Genomic DNA, 13,984 nt, shown 5'->3' on the forward strand with positions numbered 1-13,984 from the left:
CATTAACGTCCTCCTTGTCCGCCGCCAGCTGGAGCTCCGCCGTTAGATCTTCCTCCAAATTCACCACCAGGTCTTCCTTGGAAGTTACCGCCACCAAATCCCCCTTGAGAGTTTCCGCCAGGCATCATCATAGGCCCTTGAGAAGACTTGCCGTTAGATTTAACCCTCGGTATTTGCACCGTATCTCCTTTTGCTAACCCTTTTGTAATTTCTACATGCGTATCATTTGAAATCCCAGTTTCTACTGTCACTTTTTTGGTTGACTGCGCTGCATCGTCTGAAGATGTAGGAACTAGTACATATTTTTCATTTCCTTTTGTATACACCGCTTCTACCGGAACGTATAATGCGTCTTCTTTACTTTCTATTGAGATACTTGCTTCAGCCGACATACCTATTTTCATATTTTTTGGATCTTCAATTTGTACAGTTACGTCAAATGTAGAAACGCCTTTTTCTGCTGTTCCTTTTTCTGCTACACTTGTTACCTTTCCGCTAAATGTTTCATTTCCGAATGCACTTGCTGTTATTTTTACCGCCTGACCTTCTTTTACTTTCGGTACATCTAATTCATCAACACTAATCGTTGTTTGTAGTGCATTATAATTTGTTATGTGTGCAATTGGATCTGCAGCCTGTACAGAATCGCCGCTTGCAACAGAAAGGCTTGTGATTGTTCCAGTTACTGGAGCTTGCAAAATACTTCCATCTGTAAAGGTTACAAGTGTTGCACCTGTATCTACAACATCACCTTCCTTTACACTGACACTATCGACTGTCAAGCCACTTCCACCACTTGCTTTATCCGAACTTACACTATTGTTTCCTCTCATTACAGGTGATGTATATCCATCTGCATCTTCCATACGAAGAAGAATTGTTCCTTGTGATGCTTTGCCGCCTTTTTTCGCACTAACTGATTTAATTTCCCCATCATATGGAGCCGCAACAACAGCACCATTTTTAAACGTTACAAGTGTGTCACCTTTTTTTACTGTATCTCCAGCCGCTACACTTATAGTATCCACAATAAGAATGGTATCTTTCGCTGTTACATCTTGATCTGTATTTGCTGTAACCGAACCCGAACCACTAACTGCTACCTCCAGTTTTCCTTGTTGTACTGTCGTTGTTTGAGAAGCGGCTATAACACCTTGCGTTTTATCTGTTTTATGTAAAAAGAACCAAGCGCTCGCTCCTCCTATTACAACAATAATGGTTGAAATAATAATCCACTTTTTCAAATTTCTATTCTCCTTCCTATTGCTCAGTTTGTCCCGATTGCTCTTGATTCGGCTGGAATTGACCATTACCATTACCCGGGAACATCCTACCCTGCCCTCTCGAGCCCATCTCTGAAAAATCAGGGCTTTTACTTTGTTTATAAGCTACATATCCTACTCCGATAGCTGCACACGTACTGATCCCCAAATTTACTATGAGTAAAATTTGTATTAACTTTTGTTTCGTTTGTTCCATTTTCATTCCACCTCGTATATTTTTTTGATAAGCCTATTATGACTTTCGTTCCTTAACTTTTTCTTAAAAACTATTGCAGAAGTTTTTTTGCAACAAAAAAAGTCTACTAATTAAAGTAGACTTAAAATAATGCCATATAACTGCTAATTTTTTATAATTTTTTTGATATAATCACATACAGGTAATGGGAAGATTTTTATTTGCATCTAGTTCTATTGCTAAATGTCTTTTTTATACTATTTTACAGAGGCGCGGGGGATTATATTGAAGAAATTTACTGTTAGCTATATAGCATGCTTACTAGCTTCCTCTATTGTTATGAATGTTTTACAGTATACACTAGTTCCCAATTACGCTGACTCATGGGGACCGATTTGGGTTTCTATCATTATGTATATTATTCTTGGAAGTATTCCCGTTCTTATTGGTTGTTTATTAGGTGAATTTTGTTATAGAAAAATAAAAAGAATTCACGAATTAAAAATTGGCATTCCTTTATTTATACTGTTAGGTATTTCCTACAATCATTTATTCTTTACGTGGTTTAACGACAGAGATTTTCTATCCTTTAATTTAAAAACCTTTCTGGATACTGGCCTTCCTATTACGTTATCATCTTTATTGTTTTACCTTATAAGACGGCACTAATCCTTTCATCATTACATAAAAAAATGTTATTACTCTTGTTAAATGGAGTAATAACATTTTTATTTAAAACTACTCAACAAATTTGCTTCCAGCTAGCATCCTTCACATCTTCACTAGTCGGCTTTCTAACTGATTTCACAAAACATTCCTCGCAAGCACCAAATGCAATGAAATTTTTCTGTGCTTTTCTTAGCGAAGCTTCATTTGCCCCGCCTTCAAAGTCAGGATCGTTAAATTGAACTTCATCATCTTCCCAATAACATATATTACAAATTTCATATGTACCTGGTGGCTCTTCTTCTAATGTTCTACCCCGCATTAACGGGCAGTAAAACTCCCTCCTCAAAATTCGGCTAGAGCAAAGAAAGGTGTTAGGTGGGAAATTAACTGCCCGTAAACGCCCGATTGGTTCAACTAATAATCAGTGGGGAATGAACAAAATCCCCACTGATTAAAGTTTCACTTTATATCCGCAACATGGACATGTATATTTCATTTTATCACTCCATTATTAACTTGTTTTTTCTCCAATATATTCCGGCCCACAAAGAATGTAACAGCGCAAATCATAGTTATCCCTATGAAATACATCATTTCAAGAGTGCGAACTTCTTCATATGCAGCTGGAATTCCTACCATTACAGACACAAAGATAAAAACAATACTAAAAGCTAAAAGTAGATATAATAATAAAGATATAATATAGCTCAATTTAAATCGTAAAATGATACCTCTAAACAATAGCTCATCAAGAAGACACCCACCTAAAATAATAGGTACTCCGAAATACAATGTAAGGACTCCCATTTGCGAAGTAGATTGAATTACCTTTCCCAGTATGTTCGGCGAAGTCATCTCATCATTTTTTCCCATCCTATCATATAAATCAAGTGCCGTTGCTGAAATAAAGAAACTTAATATAGAAAATGAATACGGAATTAAAAATTTGCTCAATCTCATTCACCTCACTTTTTTCTTTATATATATTATTCATTATTTCCTATCATTTTTACATAAAAAAATAACCCTCTATGATAAAACATAGAGGGAAGAATTTCTATAAAAAAAACTAAACCATCTGCTCCCTATATTCTTTAGGATAGATGGTTTAGGTGTTTTATTAGAAAGTAGTGCCTTCTTTTTTATAATATTCTTTTGAAATCTCTTCATAAAATGCAGCTGATGTCGCGTAGAAATAAGGTGCCAACCATAAGAAACCGATTCCTATAGTAAGAACACTTAAAATGAACCAGCCAATGAAGCTTAAGCATAGTAAAAAGTAATCCATTTTATGCCCATCCATCATACGGCGACTTTCAGTAATTGCTTGATTCGCTGTGTATTCTGGGTGATCATTCAAAATAAAGTACGTCATAGCATAAGAAAATGATTTAATAATTCCCGGAATAATAAGAAGTAATGTCCATAGAATCAAGTATACATACATTAGTAAATATGTTAAAAATGCCTTCATAAACTTACTTCCATCGCTAAACCATCTAAATAAATGACCAATACCAGCATTATCCCTACGGATTACATGTAAAACGAGATAATAGGCACCTACTGTTAATGGACCGATAACAAGCATTGCAATAATACTTACTGTAAGCGAATCACTTGCTTCTTTCCAGCCCCAAAACATCGAGAAAACACCCGTGGTTAGAAGTTCAACAACTCCAATAAGGATTCCAAGTAATAAGGTTGCCCCTACCGCTAATCCCCATTTTCCTTTTAATGCATCAAGTGCTTCTCTTTTTAACTGACTTATCATATATAGCCTCCTAATACTTTTTCTATATTAGTATACCATTTATATCAAAAATTCCACAGATTTTCCTGAAATAGAAGTATACTACTTTTTTTGATATGTATTGATATATGTGCGCTGTAGCTGTACTAATATATGGATTAAGTCACTCATTTTCCTATAACAAAAAAAGCCTGCCTTTCGTAATAGGCAAGCTTTTTCAAGTTATTTCTCACTTGATTTCTTCTTATACCAATCCTGCATTCTCTTCGCATCTTCTACTCTCGCATGCTCTATTTTATAATTCGATGATGCACTGGAGAACTTATACGTACATAAATCCGCGCGGCGCTGGAAATATGATTGTGTCTTTTCCATCGATTGGACGTGTCTTCTTCTGACAAGCCCTGTATATTTTCCGAGACTACGATATACAAGCGTAATTTGCTCTCCGTTTACACTGTAACCATTTGTTTTAAATGTTGCGTATCCAAGTGTAAAGGTGAGGATTGCGAGCGGAATTAATGCCCACATGATGAAATACTTTTCAAAGTATATGCTTATCCCCGTAAGCGGGATTGCTAGCATTGCAAAGAAAATGAAACTATCAATTAAATAACGGCGCAAGGCTGCTTTTGGTAATGCAATAATGTTTGTATTCAGTTCATATGGCAATTGTAAATGAGCGAGTAACTCTTGCACACGATCTTTTCGAATAATCGGATGCAGCGTAACTTTGTCTTTCTCTTCTCCCAATCCCTTACTTTGAATAACTTCGACTTGCACAGCACAATAACCGAACATCTGACGGAAAATACCTTCTTTTATCGTAATCCCTTGAATGCGGTGTAACTTTAGTACAAGTTCTTTCCTTTCAAGTAATCCTTGAGAAATACGCACTTCATCGTTTTTTCGATTTACTGTGAAGTTGCCATGTTTTAACGCATAACCAATTGTGGATATAATCCAAGAAACAACAAGTAAAATAGCTACCATGTAAATCCAGCCGTATATATCATGATCCATTACATACGACTCTACGCTCTTTTTGATCCATTTCGGAATGTACTCATCTACTTGGTGATACACGAAAAAGATTAATGAGAATAATAGTCCAAACTGACCAGATGTAACAGATGCTAATAAAATTTCTTTCAAAGTTAATTTGTACTCTGTCGCTTGCTTTTCCTCCGCCATAACTTCTTTTTCTACTACTTCTTCTGATGTTTTTTCTACTTTCACTTCTGGAGTCGGCTCATTTAGTAAGGAGATAAGCTCCTTCGCCTCATCTTCCGTAATACCAGCTAGGCTTACTTCTGCATCATCGCCTCCACCAGCTGTTTCGATTTGAATTTTCTTTAAACCAAGCATTTGATATAAAATGTTTGAACTTGTATTAATCGTTTGAACACGTTCTTTATTTAAGTAACTCTCCTTCTTCACAAAGAGTCCTTGTTTCACATGTAATACGTTATTTTCAACCCAATATGTTGTGTAATACCATTTTTCAAATGCTGAAAAAATAGTGAGTAAACCGAATCCAGCCGGAATTAAATACCAAAATGGAAACTTTCCGTTTAAACTAAACATGAAAATAAGTAATGGTATAAAGTCTGTTATTTTTAATTCTAATAACATCGTGATTGGATGCTGTCTCTTATACATCCTCATCACTCACTTTCGCTAATTCTGCGATTCTCGTTTTCAGCATTTCTGCTTCATACATCGTTAAACCTGGAATGCTATGCGAAGTTGCTGCTGTTGAAATATGTAGTTCTGCTAATCCATGTTTTCTCATAATTGGCCCTTGTTCAATCGTTACGTGTTGGACACGAATCATCGGTACTAATACACGTTTTACAACGAAAAGACCGTGCTGAATTTCAAGTTCTTCTTCATTTAGTTGGTAGCTGTAATAACGTTGCCGCAATTTTGGAAACGTAAAGTAATCAAACGGCGTATATACAATTGTTAATCCGATGAGCACAAAAAAAATCCAAGCCCACCAATTAAACTTAATCATAAAGAAAAGATATGCCAAAATGACTATAATACTGATTCCTAGCTCAATTAAGGAACGCGTTTTCCACACCTTGACCATGTCAGGGTGAATTTCATTTTTCAATGGATCCATGTAACCACTCCAAATCTAGTAATCTAATATACGAATGCTTATAACCTATATTTTACATAACTTGACATAAAATTGATATTTTATTATTTTCCTTCTTCTTTATCCTTTTTCTCAGGAATAAAATATCCGAACCAAAGTAGCCAAACGAAACCGATTAATGCAAACCAACCTTTATCCGCTTGAAAAGCTTCTATCATACCTGGAATTTTATAAACCCCAATAAATCCAAGAAACCCGAGCCACCAGTTTTTTTGCATTTTCATCCTTATTCCCCCTTCATTACGTTTTTCACATTTCGAATCCAAATTTCTTTATACTTTAAATCGAATCCTATTAATATGTAATTACTCATATTATCAATAACAAGCGCTAACGTATGCGCGTTTTCTTCTGTTCCATGTTCTGACACAACACCAAGTTCCACACCTTGCTTCAATAAATCATGGAATCCATTTAAGAAATCTTCTTGTATTTCAAATAAACGTTTCTGATACTTTTCATTTCGCGTCGCAGTTACGATGAATTCATTTATAACGCGTAATATACCTTCTTGGCCTTTATACTCAGACAACATTTGTAAACCATCTGCGATTAATTTCTCTGCAAAGTTTTCTTTCGTATATTGTTCTTTATCGAAGTAATTTACGAAATGATATTCAGAAAAAATCTCTTCGAATAAAAAATCTACTAACGCTTCTTTAGACGAAAAATGATAATAAATAGCTGGCTTTGATATGCCTACTTCTTTCGCAATCATGGAAAGACTCATCTTCTCAATACCGTGCTCTGCCATGAGTTTAAATGATGCCTCTACAATGTTTTGCGATGTTTGTAAATTTTTTGTCATACTGTACCTCACTTACTTTTACTTACCGGTCGGTAAATAAATTATAAAATGAAACGAAATGATTTGCAAGTTAGTTAGCGCCCCAGAAGGGATTTATTGGTAAATGTAGAAAACATAAAGTAAAAGCAACATATAACAATAAGGAGGATGTTCATATGGGACTTGGCGGTAAAGGCGGTAGTGGTGGCACTGGCGGCGGTGAAGCTGGACAAGATGGCAAGAGCGTTAGTAGCGGCTACATATTACTCATTGTGCTCTTTATCATATTAATCGTAGCTGGAGTCAGCTATAGTGGACTTGGTCTTTAACTTTCACCAGTAATGTTCGCAAAATAGAAAGCACTGGCTATATTAACGGCCAGTGCTTTCTATTTTCAGCATTCTTATACATCATGTGTGTTTCATTATTGATCATCCACAATAATATACGCTGTTCTAATTGGACCATGTACACCTACGACAAGGTTCATTTCAATATCTGCGCTATTTGACGGACCAGAAACGAAATTCACACAAGCCGGCAGGTTTTCTCCCGCTTTACTTTGATCATGAATCAGTTTTGTAGCTTGGGTTAATCTTGGTACGATCGTACTTTTAGGACCGATTGCAATATATGACTCTGGAAGCAAACTAACATGTCTTCCTTTTAACCCATCATTAAATAGCACAACGGTTCCTGATTCCGCCAGCGTCATATCACTGAACGTAATACCAAGGTCAGCAGCTTTCGCAAATTTTATGTCCTCTTCTTTATGATCTAATCCCCATGCGCGAAAATGTGTTGTACCTTCATTTTTGAAAAATGGAGCAAGACCATACTCATTAAAGCGCTCATCATTCGCATACATAACAGATTTAATATTCCAATCTGTTATAAAAGACCCCAATGTTTCAACAAGATTTTCCTTTGTTGTTCGCTTCACCTCTGTATGAATCACTTCGCAGTGCTCTATTAACTTTGATACAAGTTCGTCTTGCGAAAGTCCGTCAAAAACATTCCACTGCGGTGAAACAGACCATTTCGGTTTTTCCACTGTTTCTGGACGATTTCTACCAAGCTTTTCTGATAATTGGAATAAAAACTCCTCACGATTTTGGATGGCCATCATCGTTCTCCTTTACGCGTTTTTCAAACCACTCTCGGAATGGTTGTTTTTTCGGAACTGGAAAATCTCTCGCTTCCGTCCACGCTTTTAACGGCCCAATACCACGCTCGATCTTATCGCCTTTTGCAAGAGGTTTTAATGCATACGGAGCACTCTTCGCAGCAAAAGAAAATAGTCTAGGACTCTTCACCGCTTTTTCAAAACCTTTCATAGCCACGTTCCAAGCTACGGGTGATTGTTTTTCTTCTACAATGCGGCTGCGATGTTTAATTAATAAGTCGTGTAACGGGATTTTCACTGGACACGCTTCTGTACAAGCACCACAAAGGCTAGATGCATAAGGTAAATCCTTATATTCATCATATCCCCCTAAAAGTGGTGTTAACACAGCTCCAATTGGCCCTGGATAAATAGAACCGTATGCATGTCCACCAATATGCCTGTATACAGGACACACATTAATACATGCCGCGCAACGAATACACTGAAGAACACTTTGGAATTCTGTTCCTACAATATCGGAACGACCGTTATCAACAATGACTAAATGAAATTCCTCAGGTCCATCTGTCCCCCCAGGCTCAGTTAATCCTGTAATATAACTTGTTAACTTTTGTCCTACAGAACTTCGGCATAGGAGTGTTACTAAAACATCAAGCTCTTCCCATGTCGGAACAATACGTTCCATCCCCATAACTGTAATCAGCGTTTTTGGAAGTGTCGTAGTAAGCCTTGCATTTCCTTCGTTTGCTACGATAGAAATTGATCCAGACTCTGCAACAGCAAAGTTACATCCAGTCACTCCTATATCCGCTGCAAAAAAATCATCCCGTAAATATGATCTTACAAACCTCGCCATTTCCGTAGGATCAGATGTTCCAGTGTAATTTAACTTTGTTTTAAATATTTCACAAATGTGTTCTTTATCCTTGTGAAGACACGGAACAACAATATGCGAGGGAGGATCGTGGTCGTTCACTTGTAGAATAAATTCAGCAAGATCTGTTTCTAACACTTCCGCTCCAGCTTCTTCAATTGCTTCATTTAAACTAATCTCTTCTGTTACCATCGATTTTGATTTCACAATTTTTTTCGCATTTTTCTTTTTTACAATCTCTTTTACATATTCCCTTGCGTCTTCTGCAGTCTTTGCGAAATAAACAAAACCGCCGTTTTTTTCGATATTTTCACTTAGCTCATATAAATAATAATCAAGATTTTCTAATGTATGCTTTCGAATTTCTTCTCCTAAAGCTCGCCATTCCTCCCAATTCCCAAGACTCTCAGTAGCTTTTAATTTCTTAACTCTAAGACCATCTTGCGCTTTCCTGACAGCCTGTCGCATAAATTGATCCCCAATGCCTGTTTCAGTACGCTTATGAAAGGGATCGTTCCCAATTCTCATTCCCATCTCTATATCCCCCCTCTTATTTTCGATCTTCATTTAATACTTGAGCAATATGTTTTACATCAATTGGGTAGCCATTACGTGTTAAACGCCCTTTTATATTCATTAAGCAGCTACAATCCATCCCAATTAACAATTCCGCACCGGTTTCCATAATATGCTTTACTTTTTCCTCAACCATTTCTTCAGAGATCTCTGGCATCTTCACCGAGAATGTCCCTCCAAATCCGCAGCAATCATAATTATGTGGCAGTGAAACAACTTCCAGTCCCTTTACACACTTTAATAATTTTTGCGGCGGTTCCTTAATCCCCATTAATCGGCTCATATGACAAGATGTATGAACCGTTGCTTTTTTATGAAGCTCTGCACCTAAATCTTCTTTCCCTAATACTTCAACGAGAAATTGTGTGAATTCATACGTTTTATTCCCAAGTTCAGTTGCTTTTTTCTTCCACTCCGCTTCACTTTCAGAAAATAAGCTAGAAAACTCGTGAACCATCATAGCGCAAGACCCCGATGGCGCCACAACATATTCTGAACTAGCAAAGGCTTCAATCATATGTTTTGCAGCTGTTTTTGTTTCTTTCACATACCCGCTATTATAAGCAGGTTGTCCGCAGCAAGTTTGCGTTTTTGGAAAATCAACTTCACACCCTAAATCTTCAAGAATTTCCACAACATCTTTCCCTACTTCTGGATAAAAAACATCTGCAACACAAGTAATAAATATTGATACTTTCATATTTTGCACCCCTAAATACAGTAAAGTAAGCTCAAGTAACTTTATTTGTATATTATTGGTAAAAAAATAAAAAATATGAATAAAAATATAAAAAAAGTGATTGAGGACTATCTCAATCACTAAATACCAAAGTCGGAACAAACAACGCTCTTGCTTCTGCAAGTGTGTCAACGAGCGAACTTTGATACTGTCTCTTCTTTGAGATGTGTATGAGCCAATCCCGAAATATCGTATATTGATATATCTTGGTATGAAGAAGGGATATGTGTCAGGGCGTGGAATATAGAAGTATCTATGCGATGAAGGGAGTTTTGCATCTTGAAGAAACAAATCGGCATGATTATATCTGCATTCACTTGTGTATCCATCCTTTTAAGCGGTTGTGGAACAACAAAAACCAACGAAACCCCGAAAACAGAAACGGTACAAACGACAAAGGATGTAAGGGAATTGGTTTGGAACTCGTTATCGCAAGCAGAGAAAGATGAAATAGATGGCAGTTGGAAAGATGCCAAAGTCAGCAAGGTAATAGCGGATGCAACCGAATATCAACTCGATGATGCGTCATTCAAAGGAAAAGAAGTAACACTCGTTACCATTCCGTCTAAACAGCGAGAGTTGTTAGGCGATATAAATAGACTCGTGGACGAACCATCAGGTAAGGTCGTGGGAAGTTCGATGAGGAAGTAGGAACGAAGAGGGGTAAAGCCCCTCTTCGTTTTTGCATCAAAAGCAACAATATCTACGAAAACAGCCAAAATAATAAATAGAAAAGCCTCCTAAATTACACATTTAAGAGGCTTTCTTTTTTGATAAAACAAATTAATTTCTATTAAGCAATCGCATACGATAACAATTCATCGTCACTTCTCCAAGTCTTTGCAACAATTGATAATTCGCATATGCGCCAACCGGGGCACCGATGATTGGAACGAGTTGAAGCATTTTTGCTAAATCGATATAGTCTCGGTACTCTGTTTGGAACTTTTCCCAGTCCATATGATTTTCTTCTTCTGTATCCCACGTTTCAATTGCTTTCCATATTTCTTTTCTATGATCATCACTTGAAAAAGCAAGCTGGAAAACGTGAAGAATAAAGAGACGCTCTTCTTGTTTACTCGTATCAAACCCGTACAATGTTGCTGCATCAAATAAAAATTTTATTTTAATGGTCAGTAATAACGGGAAATCGGCAAGGCCAAGGAGAATACCACCTGCTCCTGTTCCTGCCCCTTCTGCCGCTGCGACTTTTTTGTACTCATCCATTTTTTTACGGACTTCATCGTCTCGTCTTTGCAGTGACCAGTTCGTTTCTTTTAGCTTCGGTTTTATGAAGTTTGATCCAGCGCTAATTGTTTGCACCATCATCCGAATCGTTTCTGTTAGTACCTTTTGCACTTTCGCGGGCACTAGTTGTTGCACTTTCACCTGCACTTTTTTAGAGAACCGTGTCATCATAGAAGAATCTTTCATGAATGTAGCTTTCCACTGCTCCAATTCTTTTATAACCTTCTCTTCATATGTAATCATAGGTTCATTCCTTTCAATTTAAACGCTCAATACGCTTTGCACCGTATTGATAAACGAAACCAATACTAAATAATATGCTTACGACTAGTAAAATTCCTGTCATCATGAAATCTTTCGTTGCTAGTGCAAATATAACTGTAAAGATTACGCTCCCGATGATTAGAATCGCATTTAATAAAGTAAGAAAATCTTTCTTCTTTTCATCTATCTTTACTGGATACAAATCAAGCCAAATTTTCATGCGGTGATGTTTCCATAAAGTTAATAGCTGATAACCGATTAAGTATAGGAAAATAAAACTTACGATAAATCGTCCATATAAAAACGGTATGAAGTAAAGAATAACTCCGCCAAGAGCGAGCAGGCGCACATATAATCCAAAATAGTTACCGGATCTTAAAAACGTTCTCGTATATAAGTATAAATATGTACGTTTCTCACCGATCATCGAAAGGATGAAATCAAGCCATTTTCGGCGTGATACTCTCTCTTTTAACGCTGGTACATCAACGAACATATTCGCAATGCGGTACAGCAGCATCATTTTTTTACCTTCTTCAGAAATTAAATACTCCCAGTTCAGCGGCTTTCCCTTCACCTTTTGATGCATAACAGCGATGTATAGCACCATTAAAAAGACAATTACACCGGTAAAAATGACTGAAGTACGTTCTACAAGGAAGTACACAAATAAGCCGTTTAAGATAAAACGAATGAACCAATCTGCTTTTTGAACGCTTTGATCTGTTAAAAATGATTTTTCCCACGCAACGAATAAATTCCACGCCTTTACAATGACGAACGCGATTACAATCCATATGTAAGCCGCTCCTGTTTGTTTCATTTGCTGGAAGTATAACGGGGCAAGCGCAGCCGCTACGATTGCGATTATGTATAACTGAATCATAAACGTAAAGAGAAATGCCTTTGTAAAGTAAGGCTTTAACTTTTCTTCAACTGGCAGCAAATAAACGAGGTCCGCTTCTTTTAATAATGTTTGGATTGACCCCGCTGTTAACACGAGGCCAAGTATGACCGCCATAACGAGCGCTGTCGGAAACGAAGATGTTAACGTTTGTAACCATTGCTGGTAATAATACGCTCCTGCACCGATGATAAATACGAAAATAAATTTCAAATGATCATTAAATACGTATTTACTATATGTACGAACTTCTTTTAGAAAGTGTCGAAACCGTTCTTTCCATAACGCTGTGCTATTCATAATCTTCTTCCTTTGTTAATGCAATGTAAATATCATCTAACGTTGCACCTGGCATATTAAACCCGGATTGAAGTTCTGATAATGTTCCCATCGCTCTCACTTCACCTTGATGCAAAATAATGAATGAATCACAATAGCGCTCTGCTGTCGCTAAAATATGTGTACTCATTAAAATACCCGCACCACTCTTTTTCATTTGATCCATCATTTGAAGAAGCGATTGAATCGCTAAAGGATCAAGACCAACGAAAGGTTCGTCCACAATGTAAAGAGATGGTTCAACTAAAAATGCACTCATAATCATTACTTTTTGTTTCATCCCTTTTGAGAAATGAGACGGAAACCATTTCAAACGATTTTTCATGCGAAACTCTTGTAATAGTTGTCCTACGCGTTCTTCATATTGTTTTTCATCTACACCGTACGCCATCGCTGTTAATTTCAAATGCTCTTCTAACGTTAACTCATCATATAATACTGGCGTTTCTGGAATGAAGGAGAAACTAGAACGGTACGCTGTCATATCATCACGAATTGTTTTCCCGTTAATTGTGACAGTTCCTTTTTTCGGCTCCATTAAACCGATGATATGTTTAATTGTCGTACTTTTACCAGCTCCATTTAAACCGATTAAGCCGACAAGCTCGCCTTTATTCACAGAGAACGAAACATCTTTTAGTACAGGTCGTTTCGTATATCCTCCTGTAACATTTTCTACACGCAATAACTCGCTCATACGACACCACTTTCTTCATTAGTATTCATTCTATATTCATCTTACCAAAAATGGCGCTGTACTACATAGTATCGATGCCTCCAAAAAAAATTTAAATTTATTAGCATATATTTTTACGAAAGCGGGCATCATAATTAGTGAGGAAGGAACACATTGAAAAAGCAACCACCAATTGATGAGTATAACAACACAGTGAAGTCATCATGAAATGGGGTGTCCAAATTGGACAATGAAATTTACACATAACCAGATAATTTGTTTCATTTTCGAAACGGGGTGTCTCCGAAAGAGCATATACTGTTTTAAAAAATAAACAATTTCATTTTAAAAAAAGATTGCAATTCATTTCACTTGAAAATGGGGTGTCTACGGCAGAA

General features: G+C 36.8%; 18 protein-coding genes. 3 read left to right on the forward strand and 15 right to left on the reverse strand.

Going from position 1 to position 13,984, the window contains the following annotated elements:
* Positions 1-2 precede the first annotated feature (2 nt).
* Together ACP6L7_RS22660 and ACP6L7_RS22665 are read right to left on the reverse strand one after the other, a co-directional pair.
* Positions 3-1,244, reverse strand: a complete 1,242-nt coding sequence (locus ACP6L7_RS22660) for an efflux RND transporter periplasmic adaptor subunit (protein ID WP_097829932.1) — start codon at positions 1,242-1,244, stop codon at positions 3-5.
* A gap of 16 nt (positions 1,245-1,260) precedes the next feature.
* Positions 1,261-1,479 carry a hypothetical protein gene (locus ACP6L7_RS22665; RefSeq protein WP_097829931.1) on the reverse strand — a complete coding sequence of 73 codons (219 nt, stop codon included), beginning with the start codon at positions 1,477-1,479 and terminating at the stop codon, positions 1,261-1,263.
* A 264-nt stretch (positions 1,480-1,743) separates the two neighbouring features.
* Between ACP6L7_RS22665 and ACP6L7_RS22670 the strand changes: the two genes are divergently transcribed.
* Complete coding sequence (locus ACP6L7_RS22670; protein WP_097829930.1) at positions 1,744-2,127, forward strand: hypothetical protein; 384 nt, start codon at positions 1,744-1,746, stop codon at positions 2,125-2,127.
* A gap of 73 nt (positions 2,128-2,200) precedes the next feature.
* On the opposite strand, the gene ACP6L7_RS22675 is transcribed toward ACP6L7_RS22670, so the two are convergent.
* The 7 genes from ACP6L7_RS22675 to ACP6L7_RS22705 all read right to left on the reverse strand — a co-directional run bounded on the left by ACP6L7_RS22675 (position 2,201) and on the right by ACP6L7_RS22705 (position 6,858).
* Positions 2,201-2,446 carry a CPCC family cysteine-rich protein gene (locus ACP6L7_RS22675; RefSeq protein ID WP_097829929.1) on the reverse strand — a complete coding sequence of 82 codons (246 nt, stop codon included), beginning with the start codon at positions 2,444-2,446 and terminating at the stop codon, positions 2,201-2,203.
* Between the two features lie 173 nt (positions 2,447-2,619).
* Positions 2,620-3,081, reverse strand: a complete 462-nt coding sequence (locus tag ACP6L7_RS22680; protein ID WP_141533304.1) for a hypothetical protein — start codon at positions 3,079-3,081, stop codon at positions 2,620-2,622.
* A gap of 166 nt (positions 3,082-3,247) precedes the next feature.
* A complete protein-coding gene (locus ACP6L7_RS22685) occupies positions 3,248-3,901 on the reverse strand; it encodes a DUF975 family protein (RefSeq protein ID WP_097829927.1) in 654 nt (217 codons plus the stop codon).
* A 201-nt stretch (positions 3,902-4,102) separates the two neighbouring features.
* Positions 4,103-5,542 carry a PH domain-containing protein gene (locus ACP6L7_RS22690; RefSeq protein ID WP_097829926.1) on the reverse strand — a complete coding sequence of 480 codons (1,440 nt, stop codon included), beginning with the start codon at positions 5,540-5,542 and terminating at the stop codon, positions 4,103-4,105.
* On the reverse strand, positions 5,535-6,011 hold the full coding sequence (locus ACP6L7_RS22695; RefSeq protein ID WP_097829925.1) for a PH domain-containing protein: 477 nt from the start codon (positions 6,009-6,011) through the stop codon (positions 5,535-5,537). Before ACP6L7_RS22695 ends, ACP6L7_RS22690 begins: the two co-directional genes overlap by 8 nt.
* Positions 6,012-6,094: 83 nt before the next feature.
* Positions 6,095-6,274, reverse strand: a complete 180-nt coding sequence (locus ACP6L7_RS22700) for a hypothetical protein (protein WP_002150063.1) — start codon at positions 6,272-6,274, stop codon at positions 6,095-6,097.
* A 2-nt stretch (positions 6,275-6,276) separates the two neighbouring features.
* Positions 6,277-6,858 carry a TetR/AcrR family transcriptional regulator gene (locus ACP6L7_RS22705; protein ID WP_097829923.1) on the reverse strand — a complete coding sequence of 194 codons (582 nt, stop codon included), beginning with the start codon at positions 6,856-6,858 and terminating at the stop codon, positions 6,277-6,279.
* Positions 6,859-7,013: 155 nt separating this feature from the next.
* Between ACP6L7_RS22705 and ACP6L7_RS22710 the strand changes: the two genes are divergently transcribed.
* On the forward strand, positions 7,014-7,166 hold the full coding sequence (locus ACP6L7_RS22710) for a sporulation protein YjcZ (protein ID WP_097829922.1): 153 nt from the start codon (positions 7,014-7,016) through the stop codon (positions 7,164-7,166).
* A 95-nt stretch (positions 7,167-7,261) separates the two neighbouring features.
* On the opposite strand, the gene ACP6L7_RS22715 is transcribed toward ACP6L7_RS22710, so the two are convergent.
* The 3 genes from ACP6L7_RS22715 to ACP6L7_RS22725 are packed head-to-tail and all read right to left on the reverse strand — an operon-like array spanning position 7,262 to position 10,116.
* Positions 7,262-7,963: a LutC/YkgG family protein gene (locus tag ACP6L7_RS22715; protein ID WP_430529451.1), complete on the reverse strand. Its 702-nt coding sequence runs from the start codon at positions 7,961-7,963 to the stop codon at positions 7,262-7,264.
* The gene (locus ACP6L7_RS22720) at positions 7,944-9,374 is read right to left on the reverse strand and encodes a LutB/LldF family L-lactate oxidation iron-sulfur protein (RefSeq protein WP_097829920.1); all 1,431 of its coding nucleotides are present in this window, start codon (positions 9,372-9,374) and stop codon (positions 7,944-7,946) included. Before ACP6L7_RS22720 ends, ACP6L7_RS22715 begins: the two co-directional genes overlap by 20 nt.
* A 16-nt stretch (positions 9,375-9,390) precedes the next feature.
* Positions 9,391-10,116 carry a (Fe-S)-binding protein gene (locus ACP6L7_RS22725; protein ID WP_097829919.1) on the reverse strand — a complete coding sequence of 242 codons (726 nt, stop codon included), beginning with the start codon at positions 10,114-10,116 and terminating at the stop codon, positions 9,391-9,393.
* A gap of 318 nt (positions 10,117-10,434) precedes the next feature.
* Here ACP6L7_RS22725 and ACP6L7_RS22730 point away from each other — a divergent pair, with 318 nt between their 5' ends.
* Positions 10,435-10,806 (forward strand): hypothetical protein, encoded by a 372-nt coding sequence (locus ACP6L7_RS22730; protein WP_097829918.1) that lies wholly within the window; start codon positions 10,435-10,437, stop codon positions 10,804-10,806.
* Between the two features lie 132 nt (positions 10,807-10,938).
* Here the strand turns inward: ACP6L7_RS22730 and ecsC are convergent, their stop codons facing one another.
* From ecsC to ecsA, 3 genes are read right to left on the reverse strand one after another with little or no spacing between them, the layout of a single operon-like run.
* Positions 10,939-11,646 (reverse strand): ecs operon protein EcsC, encoded by a 708-nt coding sequence (gene ecsC, locus ACP6L7_RS22735; protein WP_097829917.1) that lies wholly within the window; start codon positions 11,644-11,646, stop codon positions 10,939-10,941.
* Between the two features lie 13 nt (positions 11,647-11,659).
* Positions 11,660-12,871 (reverse strand): ABC transporter permease, encoded by a 1,212-nt coding sequence (locus ACP6L7_RS22740; protein WP_097829916.1) that lies wholly within the window; start codon positions 12,869-12,871, stop codon positions 11,660-11,662.
* Positions 12,864-13,607, reverse strand: a complete 744-nt coding sequence (gene ecsA / locus ACP6L7_RS22745) for an ABC transporter ATP-binding protein EcsA (RefSeq protein WP_097829915.1) — start codon at positions 13,605-13,607, stop codon at positions 12,864-12,866. Before ecsA ends, ACP6L7_RS22740 begins: the two co-directional genes overlap by 8 nt.
* Positions 13,608-13,984: the final 377 nt, after the last annotated feature.

This window comes from Bacillus silvicola (genome assembly GCF_050524305.1).
GTDB classification, from domain to species: Bacteria; Bacillota; Bacilli; order Bacillales; family Bacillaceae_G; genus Bacillus_A; species Bacillus_A cereus_AT.

Bases quoted from the DNA above. Each gene is read 5' to 3' on its own strand.
- ACP6L7_RS22665 (WP_097829931.1), bottom strand. From the start codon at position 1,479: ATGGAACAAACGAAACAAAAGTTAATACAAATTTTACTCATAGTAAAT.
- ACP6L7_RS22675 (WP_097829929.1), bottom strand. From the start codon at position 2,446: ATGCGGGGTAGAACATTAGAAGAAGAGCCACCAGGTACATATGAAATT.
- ACP6L7_RS22685 (WP_097829927.1), bottom strand. From the start codon at position 3,901: ATGATAAGTCAGTTAAAAAGAGAAGCACTTGATGCATTAAAAGGAAAA.
- ACP6L7_RS22690 (WP_097829926.1), bottom strand. From the start codon at position 5,542: ATGTATAAGAGACAGCATCCAATCACGATGTTATTAGAATTAAAAATA.
- ACP6L7_RS22695 (WP_097829925.1), bottom strand. From the start codon at position 6,011: ATGGATCCATTGAAAAATGAAATTCACCCTGACATGGTCAAGGTGTGG.
- ACP6L7_RS22700 (WP_002150063.1), bottom strand. From the start codon at position 6,274: ATGAAAATGCAAAAAAACTGGTGGCTCGGGTTTCTTGGATTTATTGGG.
- ACP6L7_RS22705 (WP_097829923.1), bottom strand. From the start codon at position 6,858: ATGACAAAAAATTTACAAACATCGCAAAACATTGTAGAGGCATCATTT.
- ACP6L7_RS22710 (WP_097829922.1), top strand. From the start codon at position 7,014: ATGGGACTTGGCGGTAAAGGCGGTAGTGGTGGCACTGGCGGCGGTGAA.
- ACP6L7_RS22715 (WP_430529451.1), bottom strand. From the start codon at position 7,963: ATGGCCATCCAAAATCGTGAGGAGTTTTTATTCCAATTATCAGAAAAG.
- ACP6L7_RS22720 (WP_097829920.1), bottom strand. From the start codon at position 9,374: ATGGGAATGAGAATTGGGAACGATCCCTTTCATAAGCGTACTGAAACA.
- ACP6L7_RS22725 (WP_097829919.1), bottom strand. From the start codon at position 10,116: ATGAAAGTATCAATATTTATTACTTGTGTTGCAGATGTTTTTTATCCA.
- ecsC (WP_097829917.1), bottom strand. From the start codon at position 11,646: ATGATTACATATGAAGAGAAGGTTATAAAAGAATTGGAGCAGTGGAAA.
- ACP6L7_RS22740 (WP_097829916.1), bottom strand. From the start codon at position 12,871: ATGAATAGCACAGCGTTATGGAAAGAACGGTTTCGACACTTTCTAAAA.
- ecsA (WP_097829915.1), bottom strand. From the start codon at position 13,607: ATGAGCGAGTTATTGCGTGTAGAAAATGTTACAGGAGGATATACGAAA.